We start from the raw sequence: 18,503 nt of genomic DNA, 5'->3' as shown, positions 1-18,503 counted from the left end.
TCAGCTCCACAACCGGTCGTGGCTCGACTCCCCGTCCCAGTGCGTCGTCTCGGCGAAGAACACCGGATCGCGGGGGTCGAGGTGGCGGCGCAGCAGCTCCTCGTCGACGTCGCCGAACCCGAGTCCCGGCGTGTCCGGCACCGTGATGTGGCCGTTCCGGATCAGCGGGCGGGGCAGGCCGGTGACGAGGTCGCTCCAGAAGCCCACCTCGGCCGCGTGGTGTTCGAGGGCGAGGAAGTTCTCGGTGGCGGCGGCCAGGTGCACGCACGCCATCGTCGCGATCGGCGACGCCGCCAGGTGCAGCGCCATCGCGATCCCGCGTTCCTGCGCGTGGTCGCCGATCCGCTTGGTCTCCGCGATCCCGCCCGCCGTCGCCGGGTCGGGGTGCGCGACGCGGATGGCGCCGGCGTCCAGCAGCGGCCGGAAGCCGTCGAGCAGGTAGATGTCCTCCCCCGTGCACGTCGGGACGTCGACGGCGGTGGTGAGCTGCCGCCACTGGTCGGTCAGCTGCCACGGGATCAGGTCCTCGATCCACGCCAGGGTGAACGGCTCCAGCGCGCGGGCGATCCGGATGGCGGAGTCGAGGGCGATGTGACCGAAATGGTCGGCGGCGAGCGCGATGTCGTAGCCGACCACGGAGCGGACGATGTCCACATAGGACACCAGGTGGTCGACGCCCTTCGCGGTGACCTGGACGCCGGTGAACGGGTGCATCGTCGTGGCGTCCTCGCGGGCACCCGGCGGCGCGATCAGCGCGCCCGGCACGTCCCACAGCAGGTCGATGCCCACGTCCATCTTCAGCATCGTGAACCCGCGCTGCTTGCGGTCCAGCAGCCGGACGCCCATCGCGCGCGGGTCCGGCAGCGACGGCGTGTCCGCGTAACAGCGGATCTCGTCCCGGAACCGGCCCCCGATCAGCGCGTACGCGGGCACACCGTACGCCTTGCCCGCCAGGTCCATCACCGCCATCTCGACGCCCGAGACCCCGCCGCCTTGGCGGCCGTGGAACCCGAACTGCTTGATCTTGCGGAAGATCTTGTCGACGTTGCAGGGGTTCTCACCGACGAGCCGGCTCTTGAGCATCAGCGCGTAGGTGGCACTGGCCCCGTCGCGCACCTCCCCGTAACCGACAAGCCCCTGGTTGGTGTCGATCCGGATGATCGACGAGCGGAACGGCACGCCGGCCAGGTTGGCCACCCGCAGGTCGGTGATGCGCAGCTTGCTCGGCCGGGACGCCGTCGCGACGTGCTCCTCCGTGATCCCGCTCATCCCTTCACCGCTCCCGCGGTGAGGCCCTCGGTCAGGAACCGCTGCCCGAACCCGTACATGAGCACGACCGGGATGCTGACCAGCAGCGACGCGGCGGCCAGCTGCCCCTGCGGGACGACGTCGCCGAAGATCATCGACTGCATGCCGACCGGCAGCGTCTTGTAGTCGTCCTTGGTGATGAACACGAAGGCGAACAGGAACTCGTTCCACGCGTTGGTGAGCGTGAACAGCGCGACCGCGAGCAGGCCCGGTTTCGCCAGCGGCAGCACGATCCGGCGGAACGCCCCGAACCGTGTGCAGCCGTCGACCAGCGCGGCCTCCTCGAGCTCGGCCGGGATCGACTTGAAGTAGCCGACGAGCAGCCACGTCGCGAACGGCAGGGTGAACGTGGGGTAGGCGAGCACGAGCGACCACAGCGAGTCGTTGAGCCCGATCCCGCTCATCAGCTGGTAGAGCGGAATGAACAGCAGCGCGCCCGGCATCACGTAGGTGAGCAGGATCGTCACCGTGAAGCTCTCCGAACCCCGGAACTTCAGCCGGGCCAGCGCGTAACCGGCCAGCGCCGCGCAGACCAGGGCGATCACGGTGGACGCCACCGACACCAGGATCGTGTTGAGGTACCAGGTGCCGAACGCCCGGCCCGAGAACAGGTTGGTGAACTGCTCGGTGCTCCACGGCGTCGGCCACAGGTCGTCGCCGCGCGCGACGATCTGGTCGTCGGACTTGAAGGCCGTGACCGTCATCCAGTAGATCGGGGCGAGCACGAAGCCCAGCAGGCCGGCGAGCGCGACCCCCGAGCCGCCGCCGGCGACCAGGCGAGCGGCCAGCCGGTTGCCGCGCGCGGCGAGCGTCGAGACGACCCGGCCGACGGCGGCCGCGAGCACCACGAACACGCCCAGCACGAGCGCGGCCTTCCAGACGATCTGCGGCGACGCCCAGACCAGCACGAGCACCGAGCCTGCGACGATCACCCACGGCAGCGCCCGGCGCTGGACCGGGGTCAGCCGCCGGCGCCCCATATCGGCCGCGCCCGGCTGGTCGCTGCGGCGCATCATCCGCACGAGGATCACCACGAGGACGGCGATGATCGGCAGCATCACCAGCGTGACCGCGGCGCCCGCGCCCAGCTGCAGCTGCTGGATGGCCTTCGAGTAGGCCACCATCACGTACGGGGCGGTGGCGTCGCCCGGTCCACCCTGGGTCATCAGCCAGATCAGGTCGAAGTTGTTGAACGTCCAGATCGACGACAGCAGCACCGTCACGATCATGACCGGGCGCAGCCCCGGCAGTGTGATGTGGACGAAGCGCTGCCACGACGAGGCGCCGTCCACCATCGCCGCCTCGTGCAGGCCGCTGTCGATGGCCTTGAGGCCGGCGAGGAACGTCACCGTGAAGAACGGGACGCCCTTCCAGACGTTGACCAGGATGACCGCCGGCAGCGCGAGCGCGGGATCGGACAACCACTCCGCCGGCCACTTGTCGACGAGCCCGATCGCGGCGAGGGCGGGCCCGATCCCGGAGTCGGTGAGCAGGACGTTGACGCTGCCGAAGATCGGGTCGAGCAGCGAACGCCAGGTGAAGGCCGTGACGACCGTCGGGATCACCCACGGCAGCAGGATCACCCCGGCGATGATCGCCCGGCCGCGGCGCATGTGGTGCAGCATCAACGCCGCGATGAGGCCGAAGACCACCTTGAAGATCTCGGCGTAGGCGGTGAAGACGAACGAGTTGAGCACGCCCTTGTGGAACACGGCGTCGTCGATGAGGGCGGTGTAGTTGTCCAGCCCGACGAAGACCGTGTCCGCACCGTGGCGCTCGGTGGCGCTGGTGACGACCGAGCTGATGATCGGGACCAGGATCAGGCCGGCGACCAGCACCAGCGTCGGCCCGATGAACACCGCCGCGAGGCGCCAGTCGCGCCCGAGCCGCCGCTGGGTCGGGGTGAGCGAGGACGACGCGCCCGGCGCCGGACGGGCCGGCGCCGGGGGTGTCCTCTTCGGACGCAGGACGGTCACTGCCGGTAGCCCTGTTGCTCGAAGATCTGGACGATCCGGGTGTGGGTCGAGGCCACGGCGTCGGCCGGCCGGGTGCCCTGGATGACCGACTGCATCATGTCGGTCAGCAGGTAGGCGGCGGTGGCGGCCTGCTCGCCGGGGCTCGGCGCCTGCGGGAAGGCGTACCCGGTCTTGGTCTTGATCGGGAGCGCCGCGCGGGTCTGCTCGCGCAGCGCGGCGAAGGCCGGGTCACCAGTGGTGTAGTACGGGTCGGAGTCCCACACCTTGTCCCACGAGGGATTCACCAGGCACGGCGCTTCCTTCGCGACACCGAGCAAGGCGCTCCCGCCGACCATGAACTTCGCGACCAGCTTGGCGAGGTCGGGGTTCTTCGCCCCCTTGAACACGACGAACGAGTTGGACTCGCCGTACGCGAGCGGCCGGTCGAGCGCCGGTCCGGTGGCGCCGTTGAACGGGTGGGTGTTGGCGTAGACCGGGTTCTTCTTGGTCTTCGAGTCGGCGTAGACACTGAACTGGTTGAGCGTGAGCCCCAGGATCTGGGCCAGCCAGTTCTCGTTGTTGCTCGAGTCGGTCCAGCTGCCGATCCCGGGCGGCAGCATCGGCGCGTACTTCGGGTTCGTGTAGATGTCGCCGATGAACGTGACGGCTTCGACGGTTTCCGGCGAGTTGAACGTCACCTTCGTGCCGGTGTTGTCCGCGATCGCCCCGCCGTAGGTGTTGATGACGTTCGCGATGAAGCCGTTGGCGTCGCCGGAGCGGTTCACCGTGAGCCCCCAGCCGAAGCGCCGCTTCGCCGGGTCGGAGACGGCCAGCGCGTTGTCGCGCAGCTCTTCCCACGAGTAGTACGGCTTGAGCGGGAGACCCTTTTCCTGGTACCAGTCCTTGCGCAGGTACATCCCGGTCGCGATGAAGTGGTACGGGATCGCGAACCAGCGCCCGTCGAACACGCAGTAGTTGGCCGCCTCCGTCGCGGGCTCCCCGTAAAGCGCTTTCATCTCGGTGACCACGTCGGTGACGTCGGTGAGGGCGCCGAGGTTGTGGAGCTGGCCGACGAACCGCCGGTCGCTCATGAAGGCCAGGTCGCGGTTGGTGCCCGCCTTCACCTCGGCGTCCATCTTCGCGACCATGTCACCGGCGTCGCCGGAGACCAGGTCGTTGCGGACCGTGGTGCCGGTGGCCTGCGCGAACACCTGCAACGACTTGTCCAATGCCTTGTTCGCGGCCTCGGAGTACAGCTTCTGCGAAAGCATCCCCGCCGACCCGCCGCGCAGCGCGGCCGCCTGGTCGAGCAGCGCCTTCGGCACCTGGACGTCGACCTGCGGCGCGGGTGCGGGGCCGCTCCCGCACCCGGCGAGACCGAGCACGCCCAGCGCGCTCACTCCCGCGCTCATCCCGAGGAACGTGCGTCTCGACAGGTCCGTTTTCTCTTCCATGACAACTCCTCTCGCGTCCGATCGAGCGGACGCGTACCGACGGGGCGACGGTGCAACCGGCGGGACAGCGAGGCGAGCGCCCCGCTGCGGGTCGTTCATGCGGCGAAGGACGCCGAACTGTTGTGTGCGGTGTGGAGAACACCGAAGTAGAGCGAGGTGCGGGCGTCGCGGTGGAAGAAGTTCTCGCCCAGCACCAAGGTTCGGTCCGGATGTCCGGCCGCCGGTGCGGGGAAGGGCGCGTCGACGTGTTCGCGGGCGAGCGGGCGACGGCGCTCGACGTCACGGGCCGGCGGCCGGCGGCCCGCACGCGCGACGTCCGGTCCGGGGCCGGTCGGTCCCGGCCGGATCGGCGGGATCGCGGGTGCTGCCATGCCTCGTCCGTCCTCGTCGTCGGTTCCGGATCCCGGTCGTGCGGTGTGGCTAGCGCCGCCGGGTGGCCCGCTTGGTTCGCTGCGTCTGGGCGATGAGCGTGGAGTTGTTGCTCAGGTGCTTGCGCATCGCCGCGCGGGCCCGTTCCGGGTCGCGCGCCACGAGCGCCTCGTAGATGTCCGTGTGGTCGGTGGTGGCGCAGCGCAGCGCGGCCGGCCCCTCGTTGGTGATGCGCCGGCTGGCCGTGCCGAGCCAGCGGGCGGAGTACATGATCCGGTCGAGGATGCGGTTGTCCGCCGCCCGGCAGATCTCCATGTGGAACTCGTGGTCGACCTCGAGGTAGGCCTCGGGATCCGCCTCCAGCACCGACATGCGGTCGATCTCGGCCCGGAGCCGGGCCAGCGTCGCGTCCGTGACGGTGGCCGCGGCCATCGCGGCGAGTTCCGGTTCGAGCAGCACGCGCAGCTGGTGCAGCTCCTGCAGCAGCTCGCCGACGATCTCCGCGGGCAGCCACTCGATCAGCAGCGGGCTCAGGTAGTCCCACTCCGCGCGGGGACGCACGACGACGCGGCGGCCCTGCGCGACATCGACGATGTCGAGTGAGGCGAGGATCTTGAGCGTCTCCCGCGCCACCACACGGGACACCCCGAACTCCTGGGAGATGTCGAGCTCCGACGGGGCCCGGCCTTCTTCGAACTCGCCGCTGACGATGCGCCGGGTCAGGTGGGCCGCCACCTGCACCGGCAGAGTCCGGACCTTGACAGCGTCCTGTGACTCTTGTCTCCTTTGCATGTCATCAGCTTATAGGACAAGTTGGACCTCGCGACAGTCCATTCGTACGCACTACCCGGCGGCGGGAGAACAATGCGGATCGTGAACGTCACGACGGCGGTGGTGGCCTACCACGGTCAGGCCACGCTGGTGCGGATCGACACCGACGAGGGCATCAGCGGGTTCGGCGAGGCCAATCCCGACGCCGGCGCGGGCGCCGTCGTCGGGATGATCGGCTTCCTGGCGCCCCTCCTGATCGGCGAGGACCCGCGCAACGTCGAGCGGTGCTGGGAGAAACTGCGCCGTAGCAAGGTTTTCGCGGGCGTCCAGGGCGGAGTGTCCGTGATCGCGCTGTCCGGGATCGAGCTCGCGCTGTGGGACATCGCGGGCAAGGCCGCGGGCCAGCCGGTCTACCGGTTGCTCGGCGGGAAGTTCCGCGACCGCATCCGCCTCTACGCCGACTGCGGCGACGGCGACGACCCGGCGGGCTCGATCGCCGGGTGCGTCGACCGGGCCCAGCGGATGGTCGCCGAAGGCTTCACCGCCATCAAGTTCGACATCGACAACCTGCGTCACCCGGCCAAGTTCGACGATTTCAACCACACGATCAACGCCGCCGAGCTGCGCTCGATGGTCGAGCGCGTGGCCGCCGTCCGGGAGGCGATCGGACCGGACGTCGATCTGGCCATCGACCTCCACGCGCGCTACGACGTGCCGAGCGCGTGCCGGATTTCGTGGGAGCTCGAGCCGTTCCACCTGATGTGGCTCGAAGAACCGCTGCCGGCGGAGAACATCGACGCGCTGGTGCGGGTGCGGGAGCAGACCCGCACGCCGATCTGCGCGGGTGAGAACCTCTACCTGCGGTGGGGATTCCGCGAACTGCTCGACCGCGGCGCCGTCGACGTCATCGAACCGGACGTGCCGAAGTGCGGTGGTCTCGCCGAGGCCAAGAAGATCGCCAACCTCGCGGAGCTGCACTACATCCCGTTCGCACCGCACCTGGTGTCGACGCCGCTGGGCACGATGGCCACGTCGCACATGTGCGGCGCGATCCCCAACTTCCTGGTCCAGGAATGGCACGCTCTGGAGGAGCGCGCGGTGTGGGACAGCTACGTCCACGCCCCCGACGGGAGCGGCTCGATCGTCAAGGACGGCTACATCACGCTTCCCGACACCCCCGGCATCGGCGTGGAGCTCGACATGGACGGCGTCCGGGCCCACGCCGTCGCGGGTTACGGGGTGTTCGAGTAGCCGGTCACGCGAGCCGGCCCGGGCACCGTCCGCGCGGTCAGTACACAGTGGAGGGTCAGCCCCGGGCGTTCCGGCTCCGGTAGGCCGCGACGCTGGCCCGGTGCGCGCAGGTCCGGGTGCAGTACTGCTTCGAGCCGTTGCGTGAGAGGTCCACGAAGGTGCCCCGGCAGTTCGACCCGGCGCACACGCCGAGACGAGCCGGGCCGAGCGTGGCGATCACGGCGGCGAGTGCGCTGAGCGTGGTCGCGGCCAGGTGCGCCGAGCAGCGGTCGGAGTCGGCGGTGACCTCGGTCCACCAGCGGTCGTGCTCGTGGCGCAGCGCCGGGGTGGCGCGGCTGCGACGCAGGCCGTCGTTGATCAGGGCCGCGGTTGCAGCCGCGTCGGTGGTGGCTCGTTCGAGCACGGCGCGCACCGTCTCGCGGACCTCGCGGACCTCCACCAGGTCGGTGCCGGTGAGCCGTCGCGGACCGGTCGCCTGGCCTGCTGGGGAATGGGCGTCGAGGAAGTCCCGGAGCTGCGCCACGGTCTCGAGCGCGTCCTCCCCCTTGATCGGCTTCCAGGTGTTGGCGAGATCGACGGCCGTCTGGACCGCCGCGTCGGTGTAACACGCATCGAGCATTTGACGTGTCTCCTCACCGTTCCGTAACGTGACATCCAAAGCGGCTGTCACGTGTCACACCATACCGAGAGGAGACGACGATCCGAGCGGACGGGGCCCTCAGCGGCGAAACGGACCACTCCCCGGACGGGCGCCGGCTGGGGCTGGTCCTGGGGTTGCTGGTGCTGCCCCAGTACGTCGCACTGGGCGCGCCGTCGGTGGCACTGCCGGCCATCGGCCGCGGGCTCGCGGTGCCGTTCGGCGCCACGGCCTGGATCCTCGCCGCGTGGTCGCTGACCTCCGCGCTCGCGATGCCGGTCGCAGGCCGGCTGATGGGCCGGTGGAGCCCCTTCCGGGTTCTCGTCGCCGGGGTCGTGACCCTCGCCGCGGGCTCGGCGCTCGCGGGAGCCGGGCCGACGCTGCCGGTCGTCATCGCCGGCCGGCTGCTCGGGGGCGCCGGGGCGGGCGCGACCGTGATCGCCGTCTTCGCCGCGGTCACCGCCCTTCCCGGGCGGGAACGGATCCGGGCGCTGGGGATCATCGCCGCCGCCAGCGCGACGGCGTCGGCGTGCGGGACCCTGCTGGGCGGGGCGGTCACCGCCTGGCTGGGGTGGCGTGCCGTGCTCGCGATCCCCGTCGTCGCGCTGCCCCTCCTGCCGGCCGCGTGGGCGAGCAGGCGCTCGTTCGCGCCTACCGGCGGCGAGCCGGCCGGTCGGTTCGACGTCGCCGGCGCGGCCGTCCTGTCGGTGCTCGCCGGCGCGGTGATCACACTGCTGCAGGCGCACTCGGTCGGTCTCCCGGCTGCGGTGACGCTCGTCGTGGCCGCCGCCGGGGCGCTCGCCGCCGTCGGGCTGTGGTGGCGCGTGCGGCGCACGCCCGACGGGTTCGTGCCCCGCCGGGTGATCACGGCCCGCGGTTTACTGCCCGCCGGGGTCATCGGCGGGACGGTCTTCGCCGGCTACTACGGGGTGCTGTTCCTCGCCCCGTCCCTGATCGAGCAGGCCACGGGCGGCGGCGCCCTGGAAGCCGGCGCGCTCCTGGTCCCGGCCGCCGCCTGCTCGGTACTGGCCGGGCGGCTGGTCGGCACCCTGACCGGCCGGTTCCCCGGCTGGCGGATCTCGGCCGGGCTGGCGGCCCTCACCGTCGTCGGCGTGCTCGTGGTCGCGGTCTTCACCGGGCCGGTTCCGGTCGTCGCCGGCACGGCGCTGACCGTGTGCGGGTTCGCCGGCGCGCAGGCCGTGCTGGTGGGCCTCGCACCGGAACTGGTCGACGCGCGCGACCGCGACACCGCACAGGGCCTGCTCACCTTCATGATCTTCCTGGGCGGCGGGATCGGCCCGGCCGCGGTCGCGGGCCTGTCCGGCGTCGTGCCGGTGCCGGTGGCCCTCGCCGCGCTCGCGGCCCTGCCGCTGGCCGGGCTCGTCCTCAGCCTGACCCGGCGCCCCGGCGCCTGACCCGCATCCGATCCGAGGAAAGGGGCCCGCTGTGGCCGCCGAACCGTTCGAAGTCAGCGTCACCGAAGCCGAGATCGCGGATCTGCGTGACCGGTTGCGCCGGACGCGGTGGCCCGATCCCGAGCCGGTGGACGACTGGTCGCAGGGCTTGCCGCTGGCCTACGCGCAGGAACTGTGCCGCAGCTGGGCCGAGGACTACGACTTCGGGTTCGCCGAGCGGCTGAACGTCTTCCCGCAGTACCGCGACACCGTCGACGGGCTGGGCGTCCACTTCCTGCACGTCCGCTCGCCGGAGCCGGGCGCGTTCCCGCTGGTGCTCACGCACGGGTGGCCGGGTTCGGTGCTCGAGTTCCTGGACGTCCTCGGCCCGCTGACCGACCCGCGCGCGCACGGCGGGGACCCGGCGGACGCGTTCCACGTCGTCGCGCCGTCGCTGCCCGGCTACGGCTGGAGCGACAAGCCGTCGACGACCGGCTGGGGCGTCAAGCGCATCGCGCGCGCCTGGGACACGTTGATGGTGTCGCTGGGCTACGAGCGGTACGGCGCGCAGGGCGGCGACTGGGGTTCGGCGGTGTCCGGCGCGCTGGGCGAGGTGGCACCCGAGCGGGTCGCCGGCGTGCACGTGAACCTCGGGTCCGTCGCGCTGGGCACGTTCGACGACCCGACGCCCGCGGAGCGCGTGCACCTCGCGGCCGCGAAGGAGTTCCAGCGCACCGGCCGAGGGTATTCGGGACAGCAGGCAACCCGGCCGCAGACGCTCGGCTACGGCCTCACCGACTCCCCCGCGGGCCAGGCCGCCTGGATCGCCGAGAAGTTCCGGGCCTGGACGGACAACAACGGCCACGCCGAGGACGCGGTGTCGCGGCAGCAGATCCTCGACGAGATCTCGGTCTACTGGTTCACCGCGTCGGCCACGTCGTCGGCGCGCCTGTACTGGGAGAGCTTCGCCGACTTCCGGGACACGGTCACCGCGCCGTCCGGGGTGTCGGTCTACCCGCGCGACATCACGGTCCCGTCGCGCCGGGAGGCCGAGCGGCGGTTCACCGACCTGCGCTGGTTCGAGGAGCTGCCGCGAGGTGGCCACTTCGCCGCGCTGGAGCAGCCGGAGTCGCTGGTCGAGCAGGTGCGCGGGTTCTTCCGCCTCTTCCGCTGACGCCACGGGAAGCCCGCGCGGTTCCGTGCAACCGCGCGGCCGGGCACTTCCGTCTGGGGAGCGTGCCCATGCGAAGACGGCCCGCCGTGGCCGGCGTCCTGCTCCTCCTCGTCGCCGCCACGGCGTGCGGCCGCGCCGAACCGGGGTCCGGAGACCTTCCGGCGCTGTGCTCCCCCGGCTACGAACCCCGGGAACTCGTCGACCGCCCCCTCCAGGTGGCGCTTCCCAGCCTCTCCGGCCGCACCCCGGCCGAAGCCCGCACCACCGACGCGGCGGCGATCAAGAAGATCGCCGCCGCCGCGTGCTCCCTGCCGGCCCCGCCGGCGGACATCGCCTGCACCCTCGAACTCGGACCGAGCTACGAACTCCGCTTCCTCGACACCCAGAACCGGCCCACAACTCTCACCGCTGCCGGTTTCGGCTGCCAGTTCGTCGAAGGGCCGGGCTTCCACCGGTACGACGCGAAGCCCCTCTGGGACGCCCTGGCCGCCGCCGGTCTCCCCGCGCCGCAGCCTCGCTAGCGCCCGTCGGGAGCTCACCACCTGTAACGGCCTCGCCACCGCTTGCGACCTACGAAGACCAACGCAGCGAGGAGTGATCGATGGCCGTCGAGGTAAGTACCAGCCGCAGCTACGAAGACAAGTATCCGAACGGCGAGCACTTCGAAGCCTCGCGGCCGGAAGGGATCCTCTACGTCTACGGCGGCAAGGACCCCCAGGGCGACGACAAGGTCCTCGCCATCTACGCGCCGGGGAACTGGCAGTCCGTGAAGATCACGGAGGGCAAGGAGAAGTAAGCGCCCGCCGGAGTTCGTCGAGCCACGCGGTCATCTGCGCGCTCAGGTCGTCTCCGGTGCGGGCGTCGACGTTGTCCGCGTGCAGTTCCAGCACGGGGATCCCCGCGGCGCGCAGGGCGCGGGTGGTGAAGTAGCCGCCGCGGGCGTCGTCGGAGACCAGGTGCACGACGCCGTCGACGCCGTGGTGGCGCGCTTCCTTGACGTACCACTCGGCCGACCACGGCGGCGTGTAGAGCTGGTCGCTGAAAGCGGCGAAGCGGGCGGCGAGGGCGCGCAGCGGGTCGTCGCCGTAACGCAGGTAGCCGTCCGCGGCGATCGCGAGGTACATGGACCAGACGAAGACCGCGCCATGTGACCGCTGGAACCGCTGGTAGAACTCGAGGTCGAACCACAGGCCGCGGCCGATCCACATCAAGCGCAGCCGCTCGTCCGGGCACGCCGCGACACCGGCGTCGATCCGGTCGCGCACCTCGTCGTGGAACGCGCGGGCGGCGTCGCGGGCCCACTCGGTGCCGCGGTGCCACTGGGGCACCATGACGCTCGGGATGCCGTCGGTGACGGCGATCGGGCACGGCCGGGCCGCGGCGATCAGGTCGCGGGTGCGGCGGTTCCACTCCTGCTGCTCGTTGACCAGAGCCATGACTTCCCGGAACCGGGTCTCGGAGAACACCCGGCCGGTGGTCTGCTCCAGGAATCGGATCAGGCCGGTCAGCTCGCCGGTCAGCAGGTCGAGCCGGTCGCTCCCGATGGCCTCCTCCCAGCGGTGCGGCATCAGCTCCCACCACCGCTCGGGCACCGCGTTCTCCGCCGCGCTCTCCAGCGGGTAGTACGTGACGCCGGGTTGCGCGTCCCAGACGTCGAAGATCTTCCGGGACGCGTCGCCGGTGGTCTCGCCGAGCACGATCGACGGCTTCGGCAGGCCGCCCCACGGCGCCTGGCCGGGATCGTCCTCGAACGCCGACGCCAGCGACGTGGCGCTGTACTGCTCGATGTAGTCGGGGTAACCGCGCTCGCGCAGCAGGCCGAGGTAGCGCTGCGTCTGGCGTTTCGCCGCGACGATCGAGGCCCACCACTGGTTGACGACGTACGGGATGCCCATCGCGCGGAAGATCTCCTGGGGCGCGTCCGCGTTGACGAGCGCCAGTGGCGCACCGGCGGCGACGTCGTCGCGCATCCCGGCGAACCACTCGCGCTGGTAGCCGGTCGCGGTGGTCGCCGAGGTCAGCCGGCCGGTCATCCCGCGACCCCGGCCGGCAGGAGCGCCGCGAGGGCGTCGCCGGTCAGCTCGCCGTACGGTTGCCGCTCCGCCGGCACCGCCCGCAGTCCGGTGGCGGCCCGTTGCGCCGGGAAGTCCCACGGTGGGGCGTCGTCGTGGACGCGTGCGTAGGAGAACAGGACTTCCGCGTCGCAGGCCCGGGCGGCCGCGGCCGTGTGGGCGGCGCGCTGCCGGATGGACGCGCGGGGCGCGGCCGGGCCGTTGTGCTGGTAGCGCTCGGCCAGCGCGAGTTCCGTCGGCGCCGCGCACGTGCGCGCGAAGAGCAGTTCGCCCCAGTCGTGGTCCTCCCCCACGACGAGGAAACCGTTGTCCTCCAACGTTTTGTAGACGCCGGGGTCGTCGTGGGAGCTGCCGGTGAGGAACAGCCGCACCCCCTCGACCTCGGGCGAGCCGGCGGCCACGCGGTCGGCGAGCGCGGTGGCCGCCGTGACCGGCAGCCTGGTGGTCGCGGCGACCAGGGTGAGGAACTCGGTGCCGCTCAGCCGGTTCGCCCGGCGCAGAACAGCGCAGCGGCCGAGCGACCGCCGCAGGGTGTCGTGCGCGGTGATCGCCGCGGCGAGGTCGTCGTCGCCGATGGGCCGCCACCGGCCGAGCCATTCGCGCAGCTGGGCGATCTTCGCGTGGACGTACCGGGTGGTCGTGTGGTGCGGCAGGTGCAGGACGTCCACCAGGCGCACCGGCGGCAGCCGCAGCTCCGGCTCGACCCGGTGCAGCTCGCGCAAGGCGTAGAACAGGCGCAGCGAGGCTTCGCAGTCGCGGGAGACGACGACGGCTTCGAGCGGCCCGTAGCCGCCGGTGAGGATCCGCGTCAGGATCGACCGGGCGACCGGATCCACGCCGCGGCCGAGGTAGCGGTCGCCAAGCGTGCTGTCCTCGCCCGGCTTCCCGGCCAGCCGCAGCGGCAGCAGCCCCGCCGCGGTGATCAGCTCGACCGGGACGTCGGCCCCGACGTAGCCCACCGCGGGCAGCCCGGCGCTCAAATCACCGCCTCCGCCACCAGGTCCGCCAGCTGCTGTTCGGTGTAGCCGAGCAGCTCGCGGTAGACGTGCTCGTTGTGCTCGCCGAGCGCGGGCGCGGGCCGGTCCAGGGCGACGCGGGCGGCGGAGAACCGGATCGGCACGCCGGTCCCGGCCAGGTCGGCCACCGCGCCGTGCTGCGGGTGCCGCAGCGGCACGACTTCTTCGCGCGCCAGGACCAGCGGGTCCCGGACCGCCTCGCGCGGCTCGCGGACCTCGGCCGCGGGCACCCCTTCGGCGGTGAACGCGGCGAGGATCTCCGCCAGGGGCCGCACCCGGCACCACTCGCGGATGAGGTCGTGCAGCTCGTCGGCGGCACGCACGCGCTGGTCGCGCGTGCGGTAGCGGTCGTCCTCGGCCAGGTCCGGCCGGCCGATCGCCCGGAGCACGCCGTGGGCGAACGCGTCGGTCGGCGCGCAGAGGGCGAGATAGCCGTCGAGAGCGGGCAGGATCCCGAACGGCGCGAGGCGCGGCACCATCGAGCCGGTGCGCTGGGGCAGGCCGACCGCGTCGAAGGCGTCGAACGGCTCGCACGCGACGAGCGAGGTCAGCGCGCCGAGCATCGACACGTCCACGCGCTGGCCCTCGCCGGTGTGCTCGGCCTGCAGCAACGCGGACACCGTGCCGACCACGGCGAACAGCGGCGCCAGCAGGTCACCGATCGGCAGCCCGAACCGGACCGGGCCCTCGTCGGGCTCCCCGGCGGTCATCATCACCCCGCTCAGCGCCTGGATGATCGAGTCCATCGCCTTGCCCGAGCCCGGGCCGCCCTGGGCGCCGAACCCGCTGATCGAGGTGTAGACGAGCCGCGGGTTGATCTCCCGGACGCTCTCGTAGGAGATGCCGAGCCGCTCGGTGACGCCCGGGCTGTAGTTCTCCACCAGCACGTCGGCGTCGCGGACGAGGTCGGTGAACACGGCCCGGGAGCGCGGGTTCTTCAGGTCGAGGGTGACGCTGAGCTTGTTGCGCCCGCGCAGCAGCATCGACACCGACAGGTCGTCGTCGTGCCGCCGGGCCAGGTTCAGGCCGTCGCGCCCGACGTAGGGCGCGTTGTTGCGCGACGAGTCGCCGCCGGTGGCCGGGTTCTCGACCTTGATCACGGTGGCCCCGAGCCCGGCGAGCAGCAGCGTCGCGTACGGCCCGGCGAGCGCGGTGGTCAGATCGACGACGACGCGGCCGGCCAGTGGCTGGTCGGTCATGTGGCAGCTCCCTCGGAGAGATCGACGAGCACTTCGGGGCCGCGGGTGGTGAACCGGCCGTTGAGGCCCGCGCCGCGGGTGATGTCCTCGACGTACTTCGCCACGGCTTCGCCTTCCGGGGTGCCGCCGACCGGCACCGGACGGCCCTGGTCGTCGACCCGGCAGGGCACGAAACCGGCTTCGTGCAGCCCGGTCTCGTCGAAGCGGCAGAAGGCGATGGCGGTGTTGCGGCTTTCGGGGTGGAACGGGAAGAACGGCATGTCCGGGTCGGGCGCGAAGCCGTAGAGCTTGGTCCGGCGTTCGGCCCACGCGCGGAGTTCGTCGGCCCCCACGCCCGCTCCCGGCGTCAGCGCGTGGGTGACCGTGACGAAGTTGCCGAGCCCGTGGAACACCGGCCGTCCTTTGTAGACCTCGATGCCGCGCATGATGTGCGAGTGGTGGGAGAACACCGCGTCGGCCCCGGCGTCGACCGCGGCGCGGGCGACCGGGCTCTCGTACATCGCGACCACGACCGGGGTGTGCCCGACGCCCTTGTGCAGCGACACGAGCACGATGTCGGCCTCCGCGCGCAGCCGGCGCACGTCGTCGGCCATCGCCTCCAGGCTGTCAGGATCGGCGAAGGTGTAGATCTTCGGCGGGCCGCCCGGGCTCGCGTGGTCGAGCTCGTAGTGGGTGAGCACGTGCACGTACGCGCAGCCGGGCTTGCGGGAGGCGGCCCAGGAGTCGCGCGGGCCGACGCAGTTGTAGGACAGCACGCCGATCCGCAGGCCGCCCCGCTTCACGATCGCCGGGCGCCGGGCCCGCGCGAGGTCCGGCCCGGCGCCGGCCGTCAGCAGGCCCGCCGCGCGGGAGTAGGCGATCGTGTCGGCCAGTCCCCCGTCGCCGGCGTCGCAGACGTGGTTGCCCGCCAGGGTGACCACCGCGAAACCCGCCTCGGCCACCGCCTTCAGCGCCATCGGGTCCGCAGGCGGCGCGGGGACGTCGGTGCTGCTCTGCACCGACGTCGTCGAGTGGGGTACCTCGATGTGCCCGATCGCCAGGTCCAGCTCCCGCAGCACCGGCGCGGCGGGCGCGAGGAAGAACTCCGGGTCCGGTTCGTCCAGGATGAGGTCGCCCACGGCGCCGACAGTGATCACGAAACACCCTCCTCGTGGGACAGATGACGGGACAGGAAGGCCCGCAGCCGGTCGGTCCGGGGCCGGGTGAACAGCTCCTCCGGCGGCCCTTCCTCGACGATCCGGCCGGCCTCCATGAACACGCACCGGTCGGCCACTTCCCGCGCGAACGCCATCTCGTGGGTGACGACCACCATCGTGGTGCCCGCCGCCGCGAGGTCCCGCAGCACGGCCAGGACCTCGTCGACCAGCTCCGGGTCGAGTGCGCTGGTCGGTTCGTCGAACAGCATGATCCGCGGCCGCACCAGCACGGCCCGCGCGATCGCGACCCGCTGCTGCTGCCCGCCCGAGAGCTGCCGCGGGTAGTGCTCCTCCCGGCCGGCCAGGCCGATGCGCGCCAGCAGCTCCCGCGCCTCACCCTCCACAGTGGACCGATCGCGGCGGTGCACGCGGATCGCCGCGTCGGTCACGTTGCGCAGCACGGTGAACTGCGGGAAGAGGTTGAACTGCTGGAAGACCATGCCCATCCGGCGCCGCTGGGCGGCGATCCGCCGCTCGCTCAGCGGGCGCAGGCCGCCGGGCGAGCGCCGGTGGCCGAGCAGCTCGCCGTCGAGGTACATCGCGCCGCCGTCGACGGACTCCAGCTGGTGGGCGCAGCGGACGAGCGTCGACTTGCCCGAGCCCGACGGCCCGATGACCACGACGGTCTCGCCTTCGTGGACGTCGAGGCTGACCCCCGCCAGCGCGTCCACCGTGCCGAACCGCTTGCGGACGTCGCCGATCCGCAGCACCGGGGCGCTCACCGGGCACTCCGGTGACCACGGGAGAACCGGCGTTCCAGCCGGCGTTGCCCGGCCGTCAGGACGGTGACCACGACCAGGTACCAGAAGCAGGCGACCAGCAGCATCGGCACGATCTCGTAGGTGCGGTTGTAGATCACCTGCACCGAGTGCAGCAGGTCCGACATCGCGATGACCGACACCAGCGCGGTGCCCTTGAGCACGTTGATGAACTGGCTGCCCGCGGGCGGGATGATCACGCGCATCGCCTGCGGCAGCACGATCCGCAGCAGCGTCTGCCCCGGCGGGTAACCCATCGCGCGGGCCGCGTCGCGCTGGCCGGGATCGACCGACGACACCCCGGCGCGGAAGATCTCCGCGAGGTAGGCCGATTCGACCAGCGACAGGCCGATCACCGCGGCGGTCACCGGTGTGATCACCGCGTTGGCGTCCCAGCTGCCGAAGACCGGGCCGAACGGGATGCCGATCGACAGCCGCGGCAGCAGGTAGGCCAGGTTGAACCAGAAGATCAGCTGGACCAGCGGCGGGATGCCGCGGAACAGGCCCACCCACAGCGTCGCCACCCACCGCGCGGGCCCGAACCCGCTCAGCTGCATCGCCGCGACCACCCCGCCGGCCAGCGACCCGAGCACCATCGCCGCGATCGCGAGCACCACCGTGGTGCCCAGCCCCGCCAGGACGCTCTTCTCGAAGAGGTACTTCGCCACGACGTCCCACTGGAACCGGGAGTTGCCGACCAGGAAGACGGCCAGCTGCGCCGCGAGCACCGCGAGCACGAGCACGAACAGCCAGCGCAGCGGCCGGAAGCGGCCGCGCGCGGACGCGACGTCGTCCTGGGCCGCGGCCGTCTCCGCCACAGTGGACATCGCGGTCATTTCGCGGACGCCGCGTCGAACAACGGCTGCGGGACCGTGACGTCGGCCAGGGCCCACTTCTGCATGATCCGGGTGTAGGTGCCGTTGCGGAACAGCTCCTCGAACGCCTTCTGCAGCACCGGGCCGAGCTTCCCGGCCTTCGGGGTGTACAGCGCGAGGTTGTCCGTCGTGGCGCCCTGCTCCTCGGTCTGCGTCACGTACTCGTACTGCCCCTTCTGCTGGTCGGTCACGTCGATCGCCGCGGCCTGGGTCATGCCGGCGGCCTCGACCCGGCCGGACTTCGCGGCCAGCAGGATGGCGTTGGTGTCGTCGAGCCCGATCACCTGCACCCCCGGCCGCTGTTCGCGCTCGCAGAACGCGGACAGCTTGGCGAGCTGGCCTTCCACGACGCTGGCGGTGACCACGGCGACGCGCTTGCCGCACAGGTCGGCGGTCTGCTTGATGCCGGCGGCGGACCCTTCGGGCACCACGTAGGCGGTGCGGGTGGTCATCCAGGTGACGGTGTCGAACTGCTTCTCGCGCTCGGCGGTGGCCTTGACGGGCCCGTTGAAGGCGTCGTACCGGCCGCTGAGCATGCCCTGCAGCGCGGCCGGGAGCCCGGCGACGATGGTGGTTTCCGTGCGCACGCCCAGGATCTGGCCGAGCGCCTGCTGGAAGTCGGGGTCGATGCCGGTGACGGTCTTGCCGTCCGGCCCGACGGTGCGGTACGGCGGGTGGGAGTCCCCGGCGAACCGGAGCACCCCCGCGTCCTTGATCGCTTGCGGCAGCTGGTCGTGCAACGCCGCGACGACGGTCAGCGCGGCCGCGGAGGGCGCGGGCGCCGCCCCGTCGTCGACCGTGCAGCCGGCCAGGACGAGTCCCGCGGCGGCGGCCACGGCGAGCGGGCTTCGACGCCATTGACGAAGTGAGGAACCCATGTCGTTTCTTCCTGAGGAAGGCCGTCCGAACCGGGCGGCGCGAGAACCCGAGGGGAGATTGGTTGCTATCTGGGCGCCGATCGTCGCATGATGTGTCGTGTGATTCAACCCCTCGATTCGGGCACCGGTCCGGCACTGCCACCATGGACACCGGCGGCGGACGACTCCGGCCGATCGCCGGCCCGAACCCCGGAAG

The 18,503-nt window shown here is 71.7% G+C and carries 18 protein-coding genes; 5 read left to right on the top strand and 13 right to left on the bottom strand.

Features of this window, described 5'->3' with window-relative positions:
• From OG439_RS10985 to OG439_RS10965, 5 genes are all read right to left on the bottom strand, one after another.
• Entirely contained in the window at nt 1-1,269 is a 1,269-nt protein-coding gene (locus OG439_RS10985; protein ID WP_326949275.1) for a mandelate racemase/muconate lactonizing enzyme family protein, read from the bottom strand.
• Complete coding sequence (locus OG439_RS10980; RefSeq protein WP_326949274.1) at nt 1,266-3,284, bottom strand: ABC transporter permease; 2,019 nt, start codon at nt 3,282-3,284, stop codon at nt 1,266-1,268. Before OG439_RS10980 ends, OG439_RS10985 begins: the two co-directional genes overlap by 4 nt.
• Entirely contained in the window at nt 3,281-4,717 is a 1,437-nt protein-coding gene (locus OG439_RS10975; protein ID WP_326949273.1) for an extracellular solute-binding protein, read from the bottom strand. Before OG439_RS10975 ends, OG439_RS10980 begins: the two co-directional genes overlap by 4 nt.
• Before the next feature lie 95 nt (nt 4,718-4,812).
• Nucleotides 4,813-5,088, bottom strand: a complete 276-nt coding sequence (locus tag OG439_RS10970; RefSeq protein ID WP_326949272.1) for a hypothetical protein — start codon at nt 5,086-5,088, stop codon at nt 4,813-4,815.
• A gap of 49 nt (nt 5,089-5,137) precedes the next feature.
• Nucleotides 5,138-5,878, bottom strand: coding sequence for a FadR/GntR family transcriptional regulator (locus OG439_RS10965; RefSeq protein ID WP_326949271.1), 741 nt, complete (start codon nt 5,876-5,878; stop codon nt 5,138-5,140).
• Nucleotides 5,879-5,950: 72 nt separating this feature from the next.
• Between OG439_RS10965 and OG439_RS10960 the strand changes: the two genes are divergently transcribed.
• Nucleotides 5,951-7,108 carry a mandelate racemase/muconate lactonizing enzyme family protein gene (locus OG439_RS10960; RefSeq protein ID WP_326949270.1) on the top strand — a complete coding sequence of 386 codons (1,158 nt, stop codon included), beginning with the start codon at nt 5,951-5,953 and terminating at the stop codon, nt 7,106-7,108.
• 55 nt (nt 7,109-7,163) lie between these two features.
• Here the strand turns inward: OG439_RS10960 and OG439_RS10955 are convergent, their stop codons facing one another.
• Nucleotides 7,164-7,727, bottom strand: coding sequence for a CGNR zinc finger domain-containing protein (locus OG439_RS10955; protein WP_326949269.1), 564 nt, complete (start codon nt 7,725-7,727; stop codon nt 7,164-7,166).
• A gap of 161 nt (nt 7,728-7,888) precedes the next feature.
• Here OG439_RS10955 and OG439_RS10950 point away from each other — a divergent pair, with 161 nt between their 5' ends.
• The 4 genes from OG439_RS10950 (at nt 7,889) to OG439_RS10935 (ending at nt 11,109) form a co-directional block, all read left to right on the top strand.
• Entirely contained in the window at nt 7,889-9,160 is a 1,272-nt protein-coding gene (locus tag OG439_RS10950; RefSeq protein ID WP_326951525.1) for an MFS transporter, read from the top strand.
• Between the two features lie 31 nt (nt 9,161-9,191).
• Nucleotides 9,192-10,313 carry an epoxide hydrolase family protein gene (locus OG439_RS10945; RefSeq protein ID WP_326949268.1) on the top strand — a complete coding sequence of 374 codons (1,122 nt, stop codon included), beginning with the start codon at nt 9,192-9,194 and terminating at the stop codon, nt 10,311-10,313.
• 68 nt (nt 10,314-10,381) lie between these two features.
• Nucleotides 10,382-10,834 (top strand): hypothetical protein, encoded by a 453-nt coding sequence (locus OG439_RS10940; RefSeq protein WP_326949267.1) that lies wholly within the window; start codon nt 10,382-10,384, stop codon nt 10,832-10,834.
• A gap of 80 nt (nt 10,835-10,914) precedes the next feature.
• Nucleotides 10,915-11,109 (top strand): hypothetical protein, encoded by a 195-nt coding sequence (locus OG439_RS10935; RefSeq protein ID WP_326949266.1) that lies wholly within the window; start codon nt 10,915-10,917, stop codon nt 11,107-11,109.
• On the opposite strand, the gene OG439_RS10930 is transcribed toward OG439_RS10935, so the two are convergent.
• From OG439_RS10930 to OG439_RS10900, 7 genes are read right to left on the bottom strand one after another with little or no spacing between them, the layout of a single operon-like run.
• On the bottom strand, nt 11,087-12,346 hold the full coding sequence (locus tag OG439_RS10930; RefSeq protein WP_326949265.1) for a 2-hydroxyacyl-CoA dehydratase family protein: 1,260 nt from the start codon (nt 12,344-12,346) through the stop codon (nt 11,087-11,089). The two genes, OG439_RS10935 and OG439_RS10930, sit on opposite strands and share 23 nt — an antisense overlap.
• Nucleotides 12,343-13,365, bottom strand: a complete 1,023-nt coding sequence (locus tag OG439_RS10925; RefSeq protein ID WP_326949264.1) for a 2-hydroxyacyl-CoA dehydratase family protein — start codon at nt 13,363-13,365, stop codon at nt 12,343-12,345. Before OG439_RS10925 ends, OG439_RS10930 begins: the two co-directional genes overlap by 4 nt.
• On the bottom strand, nt 13,362-14,600 hold the full coding sequence (locus tag OG439_RS10920) for a CaiB/BaiF CoA transferase family protein (protein ID WP_326949263.1): 1,239 nt from the start codon (nt 14,598-14,600) through the stop codon (nt 13,362-13,364). Before OG439_RS10920 ends, OG439_RS10925 begins: the two co-directional genes overlap by 4 nt.
• On the bottom strand, nt 14,597-15,736 hold the full coding sequence (locus OG439_RS10915; protein WP_326949262.1) for a CapA family protein: 1,140 nt from the start codon (nt 15,734-15,736) through the stop codon (nt 14,597-14,599). Before OG439_RS10915 ends, OG439_RS10920 begins: the two co-directional genes overlap by 4 nt.
• Nucleotides 15,733-16,518 carry an amino acid ABC transporter ATP-binding protein gene (locus OG439_RS10910; RefSeq protein WP_326949261.1) on the bottom strand — a complete coding sequence of 262 codons (786 nt, stop codon included), beginning with the start codon at nt 16,516-16,518 and terminating at the stop codon, nt 15,733-15,735. The genes OG439_RS10915 and OG439_RS10910 overlap by 4 nt, the downstream gene beginning before the upstream one ends.
• A complete protein-coding gene (locus OG439_RS10905) occupies nt 16,515-17,381 on the bottom strand; it encodes an amino acid ABC transporter permease (protein WP_326949260.1) in 867 nt (288 codons plus the stop codon). Before OG439_RS10905 ends, OG439_RS10910 begins: the two co-directional genes overlap by 4 nt.
• A 5-nt stretch (nt 17,382-17,386) precedes the next feature.
• Nucleotides 17,387-18,307, bottom strand: a complete 921-nt coding sequence (locus OG439_RS10900; protein ID WP_326949259.1) for a transporter substrate-binding domain-containing protein — start codon at nt 18,305-18,307, stop codon at nt 17,387-17,389.
• Nucleotides 18,308-18,503 lie beyond the last annotated feature (196 nt).

Source organism: Amycolatopsis sp. NBC_01307, assembly GCF_035975215.1.
Lineage (GTDB): Bacteria > Actinomycetota > Actinomycetes > Mycobacteriales > Pseudonocardiaceae > Amycolatopsis.
This window is presented reverse-complemented; position numbering and strand designations above follow the sequence as displayed.